Genomic DNA, 14,004 nt, shown 5'->3' on the forward strand with positions numbered 1-14,004 from the left:
CGCCGCATCGACGGCCGCACCGACGGCACCCGCGGCACCGGCCGGTCCGGCCACGCCGCCGCCGCCGGCGACGCCCGCAGTGTGACCCGGCCGGTCCGGCGTCCGTCGTGACCGGCCCCAGCCCCGCAGCGCCGCAGCCCACACGGGTTGCGGCGCCGCGGGGTGACCGCATGCGCCCTCTGGCGGGGCTGAACCGGCAGAACGTGCTCCGCGAATCGCTCGCGGGCGTGACACTGCTCGCCATCGCCGTCCCCCTCAATATCGGGTACGCGCAGATCGCCGGGCTTCCGGCGACCGCAGGTCTATACGCGCTCATCCTGCCCGCGGTGCTGTACGCGCTGACCGTTTCGTCGCGCCAGGTGGTCGCCTCCCCGGATGCGGCCGCGGCCGCGCTGGTCGCCGCCTCTCTGGGCGGTCTAGCCGTCGCGGGGCACAGCGACTACATCACGCTGGCGCTCGCGCAGGCCCTCATCGTCGGCGGGATGTTCGTGCTGGCGGCGTTCTTCCGGCTCGGGTTCCTCGCCGATTTCCTCTCCAAGCCGATCCTGGTCGGGTTCGTCGGCGGGCTGGCGCTCGACATCCTGGTGTCGCAGGTCGCCAAGATGCTGGGGGTGCACATCGACTCGGGCGCCGAGTTCGTGGACAAGCTGACCGCGTTGTTCGGCGGACTGGGCACGGTGAACGGGTGGGCGGTGCTCATCTCGCTGGGCTCCCTCGCCGTCCTGATCGTCGGTCGCCGGCTGGCGCCGTCGGTGCCATGGGCGCTGGTGGTGCTCATCGCCGCCACCCTGGTCATCGTGCTCGCCGGGGCCGAGCGGCTGGGCGTCTCGGTGCTCGGTCATGTGGATGCGGGACCGCCGACCCTGACCTGGCCGGTCATCGAGTGGACGCAGTGGCTGCAGCTGGTGCCGTCGGCGATCGCCCTCACGGTCGTGACCATGGGCGAGGGTCTGCTCGTCTCGCGGTCGTACGGCGAGAAGCGCGGCTACCGCACCAGCCCGGACCGCGATCTGCTGGCCTTCGGTGTGGCGAACCTGGGCGCGGGCGTGAGCGGCGGATTCGCCGTCGGCTCCTCGACATCACGCACCGCCGCCATGGACCAGGCCGGATCGCGCACCCAACTGCCTTCGCTGGTCGCCGCGGCGGGAACCCTGCTCCTCCTGGTCTTCGGCACTGCGCTGCTGGAGGACATCCCCTCGCCCGCGATCGGCGCGATCGTGGCGGTCGCCGTGTTCCCGCTGCTCGGCATCCGGGAGTTCGCCGTCCTGTGGGGTCAGGACCGGTTCGAGTTCGCGGTGGGCGCCGTGTGCTTCCTCGGCTCGGTGCTCATCGGACCGATCGCCGGAATCGTCATCGCGTTCGTGCTGGCCGTGGTGAACGTCGTGCGCCGGGCGGCCAACCCGGCCATCGACATCCTCGCGGCGGACGGCGACCCACACGCCTCCCTGCTTCAAGCCGCACCGGAAGGCGAGGAGACGGCGCCGGGAGTGGTCGTCATCCGGCTCGCCGCCCCCCTGTTCTTCGCCAACAGCGGCACCTTCGAGAGCGCGGTCCACCGGGCCGTGGAGGCATCCCGGCCGAGTCATGTCGTACTCGACCTGGAGGCCGTGACCGACGTGGATGTGACCGGCGCCGACTCCTGGCGCGCCGTCCAGACGTATGTCCACAGTCAGAGCGCCGACCTCTCCCTCACCCGCGTCCGGCCCGGTATCCGGGACCGCCTTGCCCATTTCGGGCTCCTCGACCGCGTCCGAATCTTCGACACCAACCGGGCCGCCATCGCGGCCCTCAGCAGGGATGGAGCAGCTCATGAGCGAGGATGACCTCACGCCAGGGCAACCGCCCGCGCAGCCCGCCGCGCAACCGCCCGCCCCGAAGACTCGGCGGCGGTGGCCCCTCCGCCGCAGGCACGCACGTCCCGCGCCGCCGCCCGCGCCCACCGATCCGGACGCCGAACTCGGCACCGGCGGTATCGGGCGGGGTCTGCGCATCCTGCTCGGCCTCGCCGCCGCGGTGGTGGTCTCGTTCGGGATGGGCGCGATCGGCGGCATCCTGGCGCCCACCCTGCTCGCCCTCATCCTCACGATCTGCGCCCAGCCGGTGCGGGTCTGGCTGGAGCGCCACGGCACGCCGCAGGGCGTGGCGACGGGCGCGGTCGGCCTCACGCTGTTCGCACTGCTGGCGGGGTTCATGGCCGTTCTCTGGGTCGCGACGGCCCAGTTCGTCGGGATGCTGCCGCAGTACAAGCCGCAGCTCGAGCAGCTGGGCGCCCAGTTCTCGGCGTGGCTGCAGAGCATCGGCGTCGGTCCGCAGCAGGTCCAGGAGATCAAGTCCGGCTTCAACCCGACCGCGTTGCTGTCCTTCTTCTCTGGACTGTTCGGCAACGCCCTCGGACTCGTCACCCTGCTCGTGATCGTGCTGACGATGCTCATCCTGATGCCGGCCGACGCCGCCTATACGCCGACGCTGCTACGTCAGCTGAAGCCGGTCCGCCCCAACCTGGTGTTCGCGATCAGCGGCTTCGCTGTGTCGGTCCGCCGTTACATGGTGGTCACGACGCTGCTCGGGATAGCACAGGGCGTCATCAACGGGGTGGCCCTGTACCTGCTGGGCGTTCCGGCCGCCCTGTTGTGGGGACTGCTGTCGTTCCTGTGCAGCTTCATCCCGAACGTGGGCTACTTCATCGCGATCGTGCCGCCGCTCGTCTTCGGCTACCTGACCGGAGGCTGGCCCACCGTGATCTGGGTCATCATCGTCTACGGCATCATCAATGCGGTCATCCAGTCGGTCATCCAGCCGAAGGTGGTGGGCAACGCGGTGTCCCTCAGCCAGACCCTGACCTTCTTCTGCGTGCTGTTCTGGGCGGTCGTGCTTGGCCCCATCGGAGCCATCCTGGCGGTGCCGATCACATTGCTGGTGCGTGCGGTGCTCGTCGACTCCGACCCGCGGGCCCGGATGTGGCAGCCGATCATCGGCGACCTCACGCACACGCGGGAGCTGATGAAGGTGGAGTCGGCCGAGCGACGCGAGGAGCGCCACCCGTCCGGGAGCAGCGGCGGCCACCGCAGTTAGCGGCGGCCGTCAGGGCTAGCGGCCGCCGGCGCTAGCGGCCGCCGGGGCTAGCGGCCGCCGGGGCTAGCGGATCGGCGCGCTCTGCTCCGCCCGCTCCTCCACGGCGAGGTCGCCGCCGCCTTCGACCGTCAGGCGGCGGCCGATCCGGACCAGTTGCGGCTCCTCGGTGAACGCCCCGGCGAACAGAGCCTCGCCTTTGCGGAACCCGGGCGACTGCTCCAGCAGGTGGCGCGGTACGAAGCCGAAGACGTCGGCCAGTTCGGCGAGGTCGCGCGGCGAGTTCATCCGCATCAGCCCGAGGTTGTCGCACTGGGAGAGCACGTTCGGATGGATCTTGCTGGGCCGCTGAGTCGACAGGAACAGCCACAGCCCGAACTTGCGGCCCTCGGCAGCGATCTGGATGAGCTGCTCGGTGAGCCTCGCTTCGACGTCCGACCGGGGCTGGGGCGGGCAGAAGTTGTGCGCTTCGTCGAGCACGATCAGGACGGGCCGCCGCTCCATCCGCCGCTGCCAGAGGTCCTCGAGCACGCCAAGCGCCGCGGCCTGCGGCTCCGCCTGGTGCGTGAAACCGCCCAGGTCGAGAACGGTGGCGCTGGGCCGCTCAGCGACCACGCTCGCTGCGGAGTCCGCACCGAACGCCCACAGCGGCCAGTCGAGGATGCCCAGGTTGTCGATCCGCAGGCCGAGCCGCCTGCGCGCGTGATCCTCGGACTTCACGAGCGAGGCCAGGAACGACGTCCGGAAGGTCTCCCGGTCGTAGTCGGCCGGTGCGGTGTCCAGGTGCAGCAGGGCGTTGTACTCCTCCTCGTCGGCGATGGGGTCGAGCCGGGCGACGGCAGCCTTGGACCGCACGCTGAGCTCGACGAAGCGGATGTGCAGCTGCGGCTCGCGAGCGGTGCTGGAGTGCAGCACCCGGATGTCCAGCTCTCCCCAGCGTGCCGCGTCGGCGCCGCTGACACCGCTGCGGGTGCGACGCAGCTCCACGTAGTCGGCATTCGGGTCGAGCACCGTGACGGGCAGTGCGGTCTCCAACAGGAGCTGCTCCAGCACCACCCCCAGGGCATACGTCTTGCCGGATCCGCTCTGACCGCACCAGAACGTGTGCCGGTTGAAGCGGGACCCGTCGATCACCGCGGGCCGCTCGGGAGGGTCGACCGTGGTGCCGACCGTCAGCGGTATCATGCGCTCTCCTCTCGGCCCCTCTCCCCTGGCTTGTCTCCCATGGGACGGGACGCGTGGCGCCGATGCTAGCGCGCGCCGCAGGCCCGCGGACAGACCCCGATGGGCGGCGGTGGCCTCACGCCGGACGCAGAGACTCCGGGATGGGGAACGGCAGCGTGTAGACCACCTGCGGTACGTCGATGGCGCCGAAGTCGTCCTTCTTCACGACGATCCGCTGGGTCGACACCTCGGTGAGCCGGACCTGCAGCCATCGGCCGTCCTCGAGCCGGAGCTCGTAGCGGTTGGCCAGGTAGCCGATCCCGGCGGCCTCCAGGATCTCCTCGCCGGTCAACCAGTCGACCGGCCCGGTGAGGTCACGGCCCAGCAGGTCGACGGGTACGAAGCCTTCGCCCTCCGAACGCAGCCAGCCCACCCTTTCGCCGTCGCCGCGCCGGTGCTCGATCCACTCCTTCATTCTGGATACCGTAGCGGCCGCCCGGCGTCGCCCGGTCCTGTTTTCAGGAAGACGCGTCCTGTTTTCAGGATGCTCGCGCTCTGACGTGCAGCCATGTCCTGAATACGGGGCATAGCTGCACGCGTTGCGCTCGATCTCCTGAGAACAGGACCAGCTCGATCCGCTCCCGCATTCTGCATACCGCAGCGGCCGCGGGCGACATACGATGAGCAGGTCCGCGCCGCATGCGTCCCAGCCGGGTGAGCACGACGCCGCCAGGAGGTGCCGCATGAGCCTCGATGTCGCAGCGACCGGCGAACGCGCCGAGAGCCCGCTCACCGCCGCAGAACTGATCGAAGCAGGCCGCGCTGCGCGGGTGGAAATGCCCCGCTCCGAGCAGGGCGAGTACTCGCCGCCGCCGGGGCGCGACCCGATCGGCATCCTCCGCTCGCAGCACGAAGCGCGGCTCCAGAACCTGGTGAACCTGCGGGTGGAGCGGATGAGCGCGAACCCGTTCGCGTTCTACCGAGGCACCGCCGCGATCCAAGCTGCAGACCTCGCCGGGGCGCCGACGACCGGCGCCGAGGTGGTGATCTGCGGGGACGCCCACTTGAGCAACTTCGGCATCTACCGCTCGCCCGAGAACGCGATGGTGTTCGACATCAACGACTTCGACGAGGCGACCGTCGGCCCCTGGGAGTGGGACGTCAAGCGGCTGCTGGCCAGCGTGGTGCTCGCGGGCCGCTCGCTGAACCTGCCGGCCGACCGGATCAACGAGATCGTCGGAGCCTCAGCCGAGGCCTACCGGGTCTGGCTGAACCGGGCGCTCGCCGCGCCGCTGATGGCCCGCTACTTCGCGCCCACCTCGGTCGGCGCGGGGAAGCGTCGGCTCAGCAAAGACATGCTGCGTCTGGTCGACCAGACCCTCAAGGCGTCGGAGAAGCGCACGGCGCATGACGTGGCCCGGCGCACCCTGCAGACACTCGACGACGGCACGCTGCGCTTCGTGGAGCGGCCGCCCGTCCTCACCCGCGTCGAGCCGGAGATACAGGCCCTCGCCCAGGATGCCTACGAGGCCTACCGGCGAACTCTTGCACCGAACACCGCCCTTCTGGCCTCCCAATTGCGCCTGGATGACGTCGCACGCCGGGTCGTCGGTGTCGGCAGCGTCGGTACTCGCTGCTTCGTGATCGCGCTGCGCGGGCCCGCCGGCGAGACGATCATCCTGCAGCTGAAGGAGGCGGACCTCTCCGTGGTCGAGCGTTTCGGTGGGGTGGAGCCGCTGCCCGGCTACCTCGACCTCTCGCTGCTACCCGACGAGCAGGGCTACCGCGTGATTTCGTGCCAGCGCATCCTGCAGGCCGTCTCGGACCCGTTCCTCGGCTTCCTGCGGGTGGAGGGGTTCGCGTTCTACATGCGGCTGTTCCGCAACCGGAACGCGTCGTTCGAGATCTCCACGATGAACCCGGCACAGTTCTCCGACTACGCGCGCGTGTGCGCCGTGGTGCTCGCCCGGGCCCACGCGCGGTCACCGAAGGCGCCGTTCATCTCGGGCTACTTGGGGACCGGAGCCTCATATGTCCGGGCCATGACCCGCTGGGCCGTGAGCTACGCCGACCAGGCCGAGGCCGACTACGCGACCTTCGTGGAGGCCGCGGCAGACGGGGCCTTCGCGGTCAGGTGACCGCCGGCGCCGCCGCTCGCTGACCTTCGGGGAGCAGGAAGGCGCGCACCGAAACCTCGACCGCAGGCGTGTCGAGGTGGAGGCCGTGGCGGGCGTCGAGCTCGAGGAGTTCCGCGTCCGGGGTGCCCTCGGCGAGCAGCCGCGCGTGCCCGACCGGCGTGAGGGCGTCCCTGCGGCCGTGCACCACGAGCGTCCGTGCGCGGATGCGACCGAGCAGCTCGGTGCCGTCGTGGTCGCGGCTGGCCGCGAAGTGGCCGCGCAGCGCGGGCCGGGTGGCGACCCGGGAGAAGAATCGCTCGACCTCGGCGGGATGCGCTCGCGCCCAGCCGTCGTCGAAGAAGAGCGGCACCATCCGGTCGCGGTCACCGCTCAGCAGGTCGGCCACGGCAGAGGGGTCGCGCCGCTCCGCGCTCCGGTCGCCCGCGGTCGTCGCGATCAGCACCAGCCGGCGCACGCGCTCGGGATGCTCGGCGGCGAGCCACTGCGCGACGCGTCCGCCCATCGAATGCCCGACCACGTGGGCGGCAGCGACACCGGCCGCATCGAGCACGGCGACCGCATCTGCCGCGAAGACCCGCGTCGAGTAGGCGGCCGGGTCGCCGAGGCCGCTGTCGCCGATCCCGCGGTGGTCGTAGACGATGACGCGGAAGTCGCGCGCCAGGGCGTCCGCGAACGGACCCCAGCCGTGCATCCCCGTCGCCTGGCCGGCGATCAGGAGCACCGGCACTCCGACGCCGCGCTCCTCGAAGGCGATGCGAGTGCCGTCGTCGGCGACCGCGTACTCGGTCATCGAACGGCCCGCGCGCTCCAGCGCCCGTCCGCCTTCTCGACCCGGATGCGGTGCTCGAACGCCCGCGTCACGGTCTCCGTGGTGACGACCGCATCGATGTCGCCCTGCGCGACCGTGCGACCGTGCGCGATCAGCAGCGCGTGCGTGGTCGTCTCGGGCAACTCCTCCAGGTGGTGCGTGACCAACACCGAGGCGAGGTCCGGCTCGGAGTGCGAGAGTCCGTCGATCGTCTCCAGCAGCTGCTCGCGCGCCGCCACGTCGAGCCCGGTCGTCGGCTCGTCAAGCAGGAGCAGGCGCGGGTCGGAGACCAGCGCCCGCGCGATCAGGACACGGCCGCGCTCCCCCTGCGACAGCGTGGGCCACCGGGCATCCCGCCGGTCGTCGAGCCCGACGGAGTGGAGCAGGTCGCGGGCGCGCCGCACCTCGTCCGCACTGGGCTCCCAACGCATCGGCAGCTCCTGCGACCCTGTGATGCCGGTGAGCACCACCTCGGTGGCGGTCAGCGGCGACCGGACGGGATGGCGCGGGTCGACATGCCCGATGTGCCGGCGCAGTTCCTGCAGTTCGACGCGTCCGAGCCGGCGGCCCAGCACCTCCACGGTGCCGGAGGTCGGGAAGGTGAGGGCGCCGCAGAACCCGAGCACCGTCGACTTGCCCGCGCCGTTGCGCCCCAGCAGCGCCCAGTGCTCCCCCGCGCGCACCGTCAGGTCGATGCCGTCGAGGATCTGTGTGCCGCTCCGGCGGAACGTCACGTCGCGGAGTTCGAGGACGGCAGGGGCGGTCGAAGTCACCGAATCACCCTATCCACGTGGCGTCGCGGCTTCACGCCCGCCGGGCAGCCACCCGGTCGACGGCGGCGAGGTAGGCCTCCTGGTCGAAGTCGTCGAACAGCGCCGTCTGGGTGACGTAGCCCTGCACGATGCCGATGTAGAAGTTGGCGTCCTCGGCCGCCTGGCTCGCGGCGACGCCGGGCTGCCCGGCGTACCAGTGGGTCAGATAGTCGGTGAACAGGTGGCGGATGCGGCCTCCGACGCGGTCGGCGAGCGCCGCGAGGCGGGGGTTGATGGGCACTTGGCCCCAGATCTGGAGCAGCAGGCCGAAGTCGCCGATCTGCCTCTCCAGAGCGCGGACGAGCAGGCGCACCACCTCACCCGGCGCGGGCAGCGGGTCGCGGTCGCGTGCTTCTGCGACCTCCACGAACCCGCTGTCGAGGACGTTGGTGACGGCGAGTTCGACCAGCTCTTCCTTGCTCTTGTAGTGACCGTAGATCGCGCCGGCGGAGAGCCCCGACTCGGCGATGATGTCGGCCATCGAGGTCTGCTGGAAGCCGGAGCGGGCGAAGCAGCGCAGGGCCGCTTGCGCGATCTCCCGTCGACGGGCCTGACGGTGCTCTTCGCTGACCTTCGGCATGCACCCTCCTAAAAAGAATGTTCGTTCTTGACATTAGCGGATGCCCGATCCACTATAAAGAACGACTATTCGTTTTTTTGGAGGCATCATGACCATCACCGCTCCCGCCGAGGTGCCGCCCGTCGGCTCGGCGACGCCCCCACCGCCTGTGCCGCACACCCCGTGGGGCCGCGCCGTCGCGCTCGCACTCGGAGCCGGCGTCGTCGTTGTGGCGATCCTCCTGGCCTTCCTCTGGCCCACAATCTCGTCCTCCGTGAAGGACCTCCCCGTCGCCGTAGCGGGCGACGCGGCGTCCGTCTCGGCCGTGCGCACGCAGCTGGAGAAGAGCGCTGGGGATGCCTTCACGATCACCACGGCCTCCTCCCGCGAGGACGCCGTCCACCTCATCGAGACCCGGCAGGTCGACGGAGCGATCGTGCTCGGCGAGCAGCCCGAAGTGCTCACCGCCTCCGCGAACGGCGCCGCCGTGAGCCAGCTGTTCGGTCAGCTCGCCGCACGGCTGCAGACGCTGGCGCAGCAGCAGGCGGATGCCGCCGTCCAGCAGGCAATCGCCGCGGGCAAGGCACCCGCCGGAACGACGGCACCCACGGTGACGGTCGCCGTCACGGACGTGGTCCCCCTCGCCTCCACCGACGCCCGCGGACTCGGGCTCACGGCCTCCGCCTTCCCGCTCGTCCTCGGCGGCATGCTCGGCGGCATTCTGATCTCGATCCTCATCGCGGGCAGCTGGCGGCGACTGACGGCTGTGGCGGTGTACGCGGTGGCCGGCGGGCTCGCCGTGACCGGCATCCTGCAGGGCTGGTTCGGCATCCTGCAGGGCGATTTCTGGCTGAACGCCCTGGCGGTCTCGCTCTCGATGTTCGCGACCGCGGCCCTCATCGTCGGCATGAACGCGCTCCTCGGGAGGCCCGGCATCGCCATCGGCGCCATCATCACCGTGCTGATCGGCAATCCGCTCTCCTCGGCGGCCCAGCCGCTGCAGTTCATCGTCGCGCCGTGGGGCGCGATCGGGCAGTGGTTCGTCCCAGGAGCCTCCGTCACTCTGCTGCGCGACCTGTCCTACTTCCGGCAGGCGGACGCTGCCTTCCCGTGGCTGGTGCTCGTCGGATGGGCGGTCGCCGGAGGCGTCGCGATGGTCGCCGGCCACTTCCGCAACCAGGAAGTGACCGAAGCGGCGGCCTGATTCCGAGAGGGTTCCCGGGCGGTCACGGTTCGGTCACGTACGGCCTTCCTTCGACGTTCACCTAGGGGACGCACAGCCCCGGTCCCTACGCTCGCCCGGTATGACGACGCAGCCGCTGAGACTCGGACCGTTGGCTCGCCGCCGCCTGGCCCGGCTGGCGCAGCGCGACGCCGCCACCGTGCACGACACCGAGACGGGTCACGGTGAGACGACCACGCCCACCGTCGCCACCCTCCAGGCACGCGCCGACGCGTTCGCGCGGCGGGAGGAGCAGCGGTTCTTCCGCGGGATGCGGCGCGAGCTGGCCGAGCACCGGGTGCTCACGGCGGGACTCCGCGCCGACCTCGACGCGTACGAAGAACGTCTCGAGCGCCTCCCCGCACCCGACCGGCTGCGCATCGCCGAAGGGCAGGGAACGGCGTTCGAAGAGCTCCGCCGGCTCGAACGGCGCATCCGCCGGGCTCACCGTCGCAGTGATGAGCTGAGCGCTCTCGTCACCATCCGGTTCACGGCGGCGCAGCTGCGGGCCGCGAGGATGTTCGACCGCACCGACGAGAAGACCGCCGTCTACTGGGGCGCCCTCCGCCAGGCGACTTCCGGCCGAGTCGCCGCACAGCCTCCGACCCTGCGACGCTCGGACTGGCTGACCTCCCGCGGCGGAGCCATCGACGCACTGAACCCGATCGCCGTGCATCCCATCGCCGGCCCCGACACCACCAGGAGGACGGATGCCCCGGCGTGACCGACTGAAGGACTACCGCGTTCCCCGCACGGGAGGGCTCCGCCGACGGCTGCTGTGGCGGCTGCGCCGGATGCGGCACGCCGTTGACGTGGAGACGCTCGAGGTGTTCGAGCACGAGCTGGCCGCCTTCGAGCGCGCCGGCGTCGCCGACCTCGAGGGGCAGCGCACCCGCAACGTCGCCGCCGCCTCCGCGCGCGTCGCCGAGGCGCAGGCGCGGCAGGAGCTCATCCGCCGGGCACTGGAACGCGCCGAGGCGGACATCCGCCGCGCCGACCTCGACGTCCAGCGGCTCGACGCCAAGCTGGCCGGCCACGACCCCGACTTCCATACCTACGCCTGAGAGGACGCCCATGGCACGCGACATCGTCACCCGCCCGCCGCGCCTGCGCCCCCGCGTCGGCCACGTCTCCCCCGTCGCCCACGCGATGGTCTACGTGCTGCTCGCCGCCATGATCGCGGTCGACTACATCCTGCTCTCGCAGGCGCTCACGCTGCTGCTGCGCAACGACAGCCAGTACGGCTCGATCGGCCTCCAGATGTACGTGATCACGCTCGGCATCTCGCTGGCCGTCGTCACGTTGCCGCACGTCATCGCCATCCTGCTGCGCCGAGTGCAGGCCGGAGTCATGTCGCGCCGGTGGATCGTCACCTCGGTCGTGCTGGGCCTGGTCTGGGCCGCGATCCTCGCCGCCATCACCGTTGCGCGGATCAAAGCCGGGATCGACGCGCAGAGCGCCGGCGGCCTCACGGGGCTGGTCGGGGGCTCGCAGACCGCGGCGCCGGCCGGGTTCTCCTGGACGGCTCCGGACACGATCATGGCGTTCCTCATGCTCGGCGTGCTCGTGACCTCCGGAGCGCTCAGCTTCGTCGTCGCCTGGCTGACCACGAAGCCGCTGCTCGCGGCCGCCGAGAAAGCTCAGGCGCACGCCACCCGGCTGCGCGTGCACCGCGATCGCCTGCTCGGGGAGGCCGTTGCGGCAGAAGAGCGCACACGGCTCATCCTGCAGCTCGACGCCCACGACGCCGTCCGCTACACCGGCGCGCGGGTCACCTTCCACTCCCGGATGGATGTGGTGCGGGCCCGGCTCGCCACCCGCCTCGCCCAGCGCGAACGCGACCCGGAGAGCACCAGCCAGATCATCCGCGAGCTGCGGGGACGCCGCAGCATCGGAGCAGGGGATGTCGCACCTCCGCTGCCGCCGGGAGGCACGGCGACCGGCACCACCGACCCGGCGGCGGGACTGCAGTGAGCGGCGCCCGCGTGTCCCGCTCCCGCCTCCTCGCGTCCGCCGCCGCGATCGTCGCGCTCTGCGCGGGACTGACCGCGTGCACCTCCGCCACGGCGTCCGGCGAGGCGTGCGACCAGTCCCACAAGCGCAATCTCGGTGTCGTCGCGGGAAGCACAGCGAACGCCCCGGCCGTCACCCTCCCCGCGTCCGCCTCGTCGCAGCTCGCGGCCTCCGGCAAAACGAACGGGAGCGTGACCGTGGTCGTGCCGTCCGGCACGCCGCAGGTGATGGGGACGACGGCCCTCGGCTCGTCGGCGCAGGACGCCATCGTCTGCCAGAACGATCAGCGCACCAAGCTGACGCAGATCACGTCGTACATCGGCGGCCTGAAGGCGTCGGCCCCGGAGGTCGACTTCCTGGGCGCCATCGACGAGGCCGCGCGCAACCTCGGCAGCGACCCGCTCGGCGTCATCGTCGTCGGCAGCGGCCTGCAGACGACCGATCCGCTCAACTTCGCGGGCACTGGACTGCTCTACGCCGACCCCACGCAGGTCGTGTCCGACCTCACCTCCCGCGGACTGCTCCCGACCGACCTGAAAGGCGTCACCGTCTACTGGGCCGGGATGGGCGACACCGCGGGTGCGCAGCAGCCGCTGACCGTGCCCGCGCGCAGCAACCTCGAGGCGATCTGGTCGGCGGTGGTGAAGGCCGCGGGCGGCACCTTGTCGCTCCTCCCCGAGCCCGCGTCGGGCAGTGCGGCGGCGAACTTGCCCGCTGTCACCCCGGTGACGATCGAGCCGGTCGCCACCAAGACCGACTGGTCGCATCCCGTCGTCATCCGCAACAGCGAGCTGTTGTTCACGAAGGACACCGCCGCGTTCTCCGACCCGGGCGCCGCGCAGAACGTGCTCGCGACACTGGTGCCCGCGATCGAGCAGAACGGCAAGGTCGTCACGATCACCGGCACCGCCTCCAAAGATCAGGCGACCGACAACACCGCCGACACCGCGCTGTCCCTGAAGCGTGCCGAGGCGGTGAAGTCCGCTCTGGTCGGACTGGGCGTGCCCGCCTCGCTCCTGCAGACCGCCGGCGTCGGATTCGAGTGGTGCGGCTGGAAGGCCGAGAAGGATGCCGCCGGCACCTACTCGGACGCGCTCGCCGAGCAGAACCGCACGGTCATCCTCACCTCCGCCGGAGTCGGCCTGTGCGGATGATGAGGAGTCCGGAAGACGGGGAATCATCGTGACCTCGGCCCGGTTGCCGCAATCATGACGACCATCGGATTCATCGGTTCAGGACACATCGGATCACAGCTCGCCCGTCTCGCCGTCGCCCGCGGCTACGACGTGGTGATGAGCAACTCGCGGGGCCCGCAGACGCTGCGGGGTCTCGTGGAGGAGCTGGGCGAGCACGCTCGCGCGGCGACGCCGGCCGAAGCGGCCGCGCAGGGCGAGATCATCGTCGTGACGACCCCGCTCGCCGCCGAGGCCACGCTTCCCGTCGAGGAGCTCGCCGGGAAGATCGTGATCGACACGAACAACTACTACCCGCAGCGCGACGGCCGCATCCCGGAGCTCGAAGACGACTCGACCACCGTGGCGGAGCGCCTGCAGAAGGTGCTGCCGACCTCCCGCGTGGTGAAGGCGTTCAACCACATCGGCTGGTCGGAGCTGACCAGCCAGAGCCTGCCGGCCGGATCACCCGACCGCCGCGCCCTCATCGTCGCGGGCGACGACCCGGAGGCCCGTGCCCGCGTCGCCGCGCTGATCGACGAGTTCGGGTTCGACGCGGTGGACATCGGCGAGCTGGCCGAGGGATGGCGTGCGCAGCGCGACACCCCGGCCTATGTACGCCGGTATGACGCTGCTGGCTTGCGTGAGGCCCTCGCCGCCGCCAAGCGCTACCGCGACATGTGACGCTCGGCGCCGGCTCGGAGAGTGCGGGGGCCGCGGCTCAGGCCGCGGTCTCCGCGGGGACCAGCTCCACCGTCGGCTGCGCGTCGACCGCCTCGGCGGCGGCCCGCGACGACAGGTAGCTGGCGCTGACGAACGCCACTGCTGCGAACGCCAGAGCGATGACGAGGTCGGCCAGTTCGCTCGGGGTCAGGTGCTGGAGCAGTCCCCCTGAGCCCTCGGTGGCATCGGCCGCGTCCGGTGCCAGCAGCAGCCAGAAGGCGATGGTGGACACCGCCCCTGCGAACCCGAGTATGTACCACGCGATTTCCTTCACATGCCTAGCTAACGCCCTCGCGAGAAGCGGATGTAGAGGGTTGCGCGTTT

The 14,004-nt window shown here is 71.0% G+C and carries 15 protein-coding genes; 9 read left to right on the forward strand and 6 right to left on the reverse strand.

Translation table 11 applies throughout. The features are described 5' to 3' along the window. Positions 1 to 170 precede the first annotated feature (170 nt). Together AB4Z18_RS12045 and AB4Z18_RS12050 are read left to right on the forward strand one after the other, a co-directional pair. Positions 171 to 1,823 carry a SulP family inorganic anion transporter gene (locus tag AB4Z18_RS12045; protein WP_441782914.1) on the forward strand — a complete coding sequence of 551 codons (1,653 nt, stop codon included), beginning with the start codon at positions 171 to 173 and terminating at the stop codon, positions 1,821 to 1,823. Next, complete coding sequence (locus tag AB4Z18_RS12050; RefSeq protein WP_441782915.1) at positions 1,810 to 3,072, forward strand: AI-2E family transporter; 1,263 nt, start codon at positions 1,810 to 1,812, stop codon at positions 3,070 to 3,072. The genes AB4Z18_RS12045 and AB4Z18_RS12050 overlap by 14 nt, the downstream gene beginning before the upstream one ends. A 63-nt stretch (positions 3,073 to 3,135) precedes the next feature. Here the strand turns inward: AB4Z18_RS12050 and AB4Z18_RS12055 are convergent, their stop codons facing one another. After that, positions 3,136 to 4,254 (reverse strand): ATP-binding protein, encoded by a 1,119-nt coding sequence (locus AB4Z18_RS12055; protein ID WP_441782916.1) that lies wholly within the window; start codon positions 4,252 to 4,254, stop codon positions 3,136 to 3,138. 115 nt (positions 4,255 to 4,369) lie between these two features. Continuing rightward, the gene (locus AB4Z18_RS12060; RefSeq protein ID WP_441782917.1) at positions 4,370 to 4,708 is read right to left on the reverse strand and encodes a hypothetical protein; all 339 of its coding nucleotides are present in this window, start codon (positions 4,706 to 4,708) and stop codon (positions 4,370 to 4,372) included. A gap of 268 nt (positions 4,709 to 4,976) precedes the next feature. Here AB4Z18_RS12060 and AB4Z18_RS12065 point away from each other — a divergent pair, with 268 nt between their 5' ends. After that, positions 4,977 to 6,371, forward strand: coding sequence for a DUF2252 domain-containing protein (locus AB4Z18_RS12065; RefSeq protein WP_441782918.1), 1,395 nt, complete (start codon positions 4,977 to 4,979; stop codon positions 6,369 to 6,371). On the opposite strand, the gene AB4Z18_RS12070 is transcribed toward AB4Z18_RS12065, so the two are convergent. From AB4Z18_RS12070 to AB4Z18_RS12080, 3 genes are read right to left on the reverse strand one after another with little or no spacing between them, the layout of a single operon-like run. Then, complete coding sequence (locus AB4Z18_RS12070) at positions 6,364 to 7,161, reverse strand: alpha/beta fold hydrolase (RefSeq protein WP_441782919.1); 798 nt, start codon at positions 7,159 to 7,161, stop codon at positions 6,364 to 6,366. The two genes, AB4Z18_RS12065 and AB4Z18_RS12070, sit on opposite strands and share 8 nt — an antisense overlap. Further along, entirely contained in the window at positions 7,158 to 7,952 is a 795-nt protein-coding gene (locus AB4Z18_RS12075; RefSeq protein WP_441782920.1) for an ABC transporter ATP-binding protein, read from the reverse strand. The genes AB4Z18_RS12070 and AB4Z18_RS12075 overlap by 4 nt, the downstream gene beginning before the upstream one ends. 31 nt (positions 7,953 to 7,983) lie before the next feature. Then, positions 7,984 to 8,571, reverse strand: a complete 588-nt coding sequence (locus AB4Z18_RS12080; RefSeq protein WP_441782921.1) for a TetR/AcrR family transcriptional regulator — start codon at positions 8,569 to 8,571, stop codon at positions 7,984 to 7,986. A gap of 88 nt (positions 8,572 to 8,659) precedes the next feature. Between AB4Z18_RS12080 and AB4Z18_RS12085 the strand changes: the two genes are divergently transcribed. The 6 genes from AB4Z18_RS12085 to AB4Z18_RS12110 all read left to right on the forward strand — a co-directional run bounded on the left by AB4Z18_RS12085 (position 8,660) and on the right by AB4Z18_RS12110 (position 13,641). Next, entirely contained in the window at positions 8,660 to 9,754 is a 1,095-nt protein-coding gene (locus AB4Z18_RS12085) for an ABC transporter permease (RefSeq protein WP_441782922.1), read from the forward strand. A 100-nt stretch (positions 9,755 to 9,854) separates the two neighbouring features. Beyond that, positions 9,855 to 10,496 (forward strand): hypothetical protein, encoded by a 642-nt coding sequence (locus AB4Z18_RS12090; RefSeq protein WP_441782923.1) that lies wholly within the window; start codon positions 9,855 to 9,857, stop codon positions 10,494 to 10,496. Then, a complete protein-coding gene (locus tag AB4Z18_RS12095; protein WP_441782924.1) occupies positions 10,483 to 10,836 on the forward strand; it encodes a hypothetical protein in 354 nt (117 codons plus the stop codon). Before AB4Z18_RS12090 ends, AB4Z18_RS12095 begins: the two co-directional genes overlap by 14 nt. A 10-nt stretch (positions 10,837 to 10,846) precedes the next feature. After that, the gene (locus AB4Z18_RS12100) at positions 10,847 to 11,746 is read left to right on the forward strand and encodes a hypothetical protein (RefSeq protein WP_441782925.1); all 900 of its coding nucleotides are present in this window, start codon (positions 10,847 to 10,849) and stop codon (positions 11,744 to 11,746) included. 11 nt (positions 11,747 to 11,757) lie between these two features. After that, positions 11,758 to 12,939: an OmpA family protein gene (locus tag AB4Z18_RS12105; protein ID WP_441782926.1), complete on the forward strand. Its 1,182-nt coding sequence runs from the start codon at positions 11,758 to 11,760 to the stop codon at positions 12,937 to 12,939. Positions 12,940 to 12,993: 54 nt separating this feature from the next. After that, entirely contained in the window at positions 12,994 to 13,641 is a 648-nt protein-coding gene (locus tag AB4Z18_RS12110; RefSeq protein WP_441782927.1) for an NADPH-dependent F420 reductase, read from the forward strand. 37 nt (positions 13,642 to 13,678) lie between these two features. Here AB4Z18_RS12110 and AB4Z18_RS12115 read toward each other — a convergent pair whose 3' ends face one another. Then, positions 13,679 to 13,912: a hypothetical protein gene (locus AB4Z18_RS12115; RefSeq protein ID WP_441782928.1), complete on the reverse strand. Its 234-nt coding sequence runs from the start codon at positions 13,910 to 13,912 to the stop codon at positions 13,679 to 13,681. Between the last annotated feature and the right edge of the window lie 92 nt (positions 13,913 to 14,004).

Origin of the sequence: Leifsonia sp. 2TAF2 (genome assembly GCF_052115085.1) — a bacterium.
Taxonomy (GTDB): domain Bacteria; phylum Actinomycetota; class Actinomycetes; order Actinomycetales; family Microbacteriaceae; genus Leifsonia.

Coding starts and splice junctions, on each gene's coding strand:
- AB4Z18_RS12045 (WP_441782914.1), top strand. CDS start 171: ATGCGCCCTCTGGCGGGGCTGAACCGGCAGAACGTGCTCCGCGAATCG.
- AB4Z18_RS12050 (WP_441782915.1), top strand. CDS start 1,810: ATGAGCGAGGATGACCTCACGCCAGGGCAACCGCCCGCGCAGCCCGCC.
- AB4Z18_RS12055 (WP_441782916.1), bottom strand. CDS start 4,254: ATGATACCGCTGACGGTCGGCACCACGGTCGACCCTCCCGAGCGGCCC.
- AB4Z18_RS12060 (WP_441782917.1), bottom strand. CDS start 4,708: ATGAAGGAGTGGATCGAGCACCGGCGCGGCGACGGCGAAAGGGTGGGC.
- AB4Z18_RS12065 (WP_441782918.1), top strand. CDS start 4,977: ATGAGCCTCGATGTCGCAGCGACCGGCGAACGCGCCGAGAGCCCGCTC.
- AB4Z18_RS12070 (WP_441782919.1), bottom strand. CDS start 7,161: ATGACCGAGTACGCGGTCGCCGACGACGGCACTCGCATCGCCTTCGAG.
- AB4Z18_RS12080 (WP_441782921.1), bottom strand. CDS start 8,571: ATGCCGAAGGTCAGCGAAGAGCACCGTCAGGCCCGTCGACGGGAGATC.
- AB4Z18_RS12085 (WP_441782922.1), top strand. CDS start 8,660: ATGACCATCACCGCTCCCGCCGAGGTGCCGCCCGTCGGCTCGGCGACG.
- AB4Z18_RS12090 (WP_441782923.1), top strand. CDS start 9,855: ATGACGACGCAGCCGCTGAGACTCGGACCGTTGGCTCGCCGCCGCCTG.
- AB4Z18_RS12095 (WP_441782924.1), top strand. CDS start 10,483: ATGCCCCGGCGTGACCGACTGAAGGACTACCGCGTTCCCCGCACGGGA.
- AB4Z18_RS12100 (WP_441782925.1), top strand. CDS start 10,847: ATGGCACGCGACATCGTCACCCGCCCGCCGCGCCTGCGCCCCCGCGTC.
- AB4Z18_RS12110 (WP_441782927.1), top strand. CDS start 12,994: ATGACGACCATCGGATTCATCGGTTCAGGACACATCGGATCACAGCTC.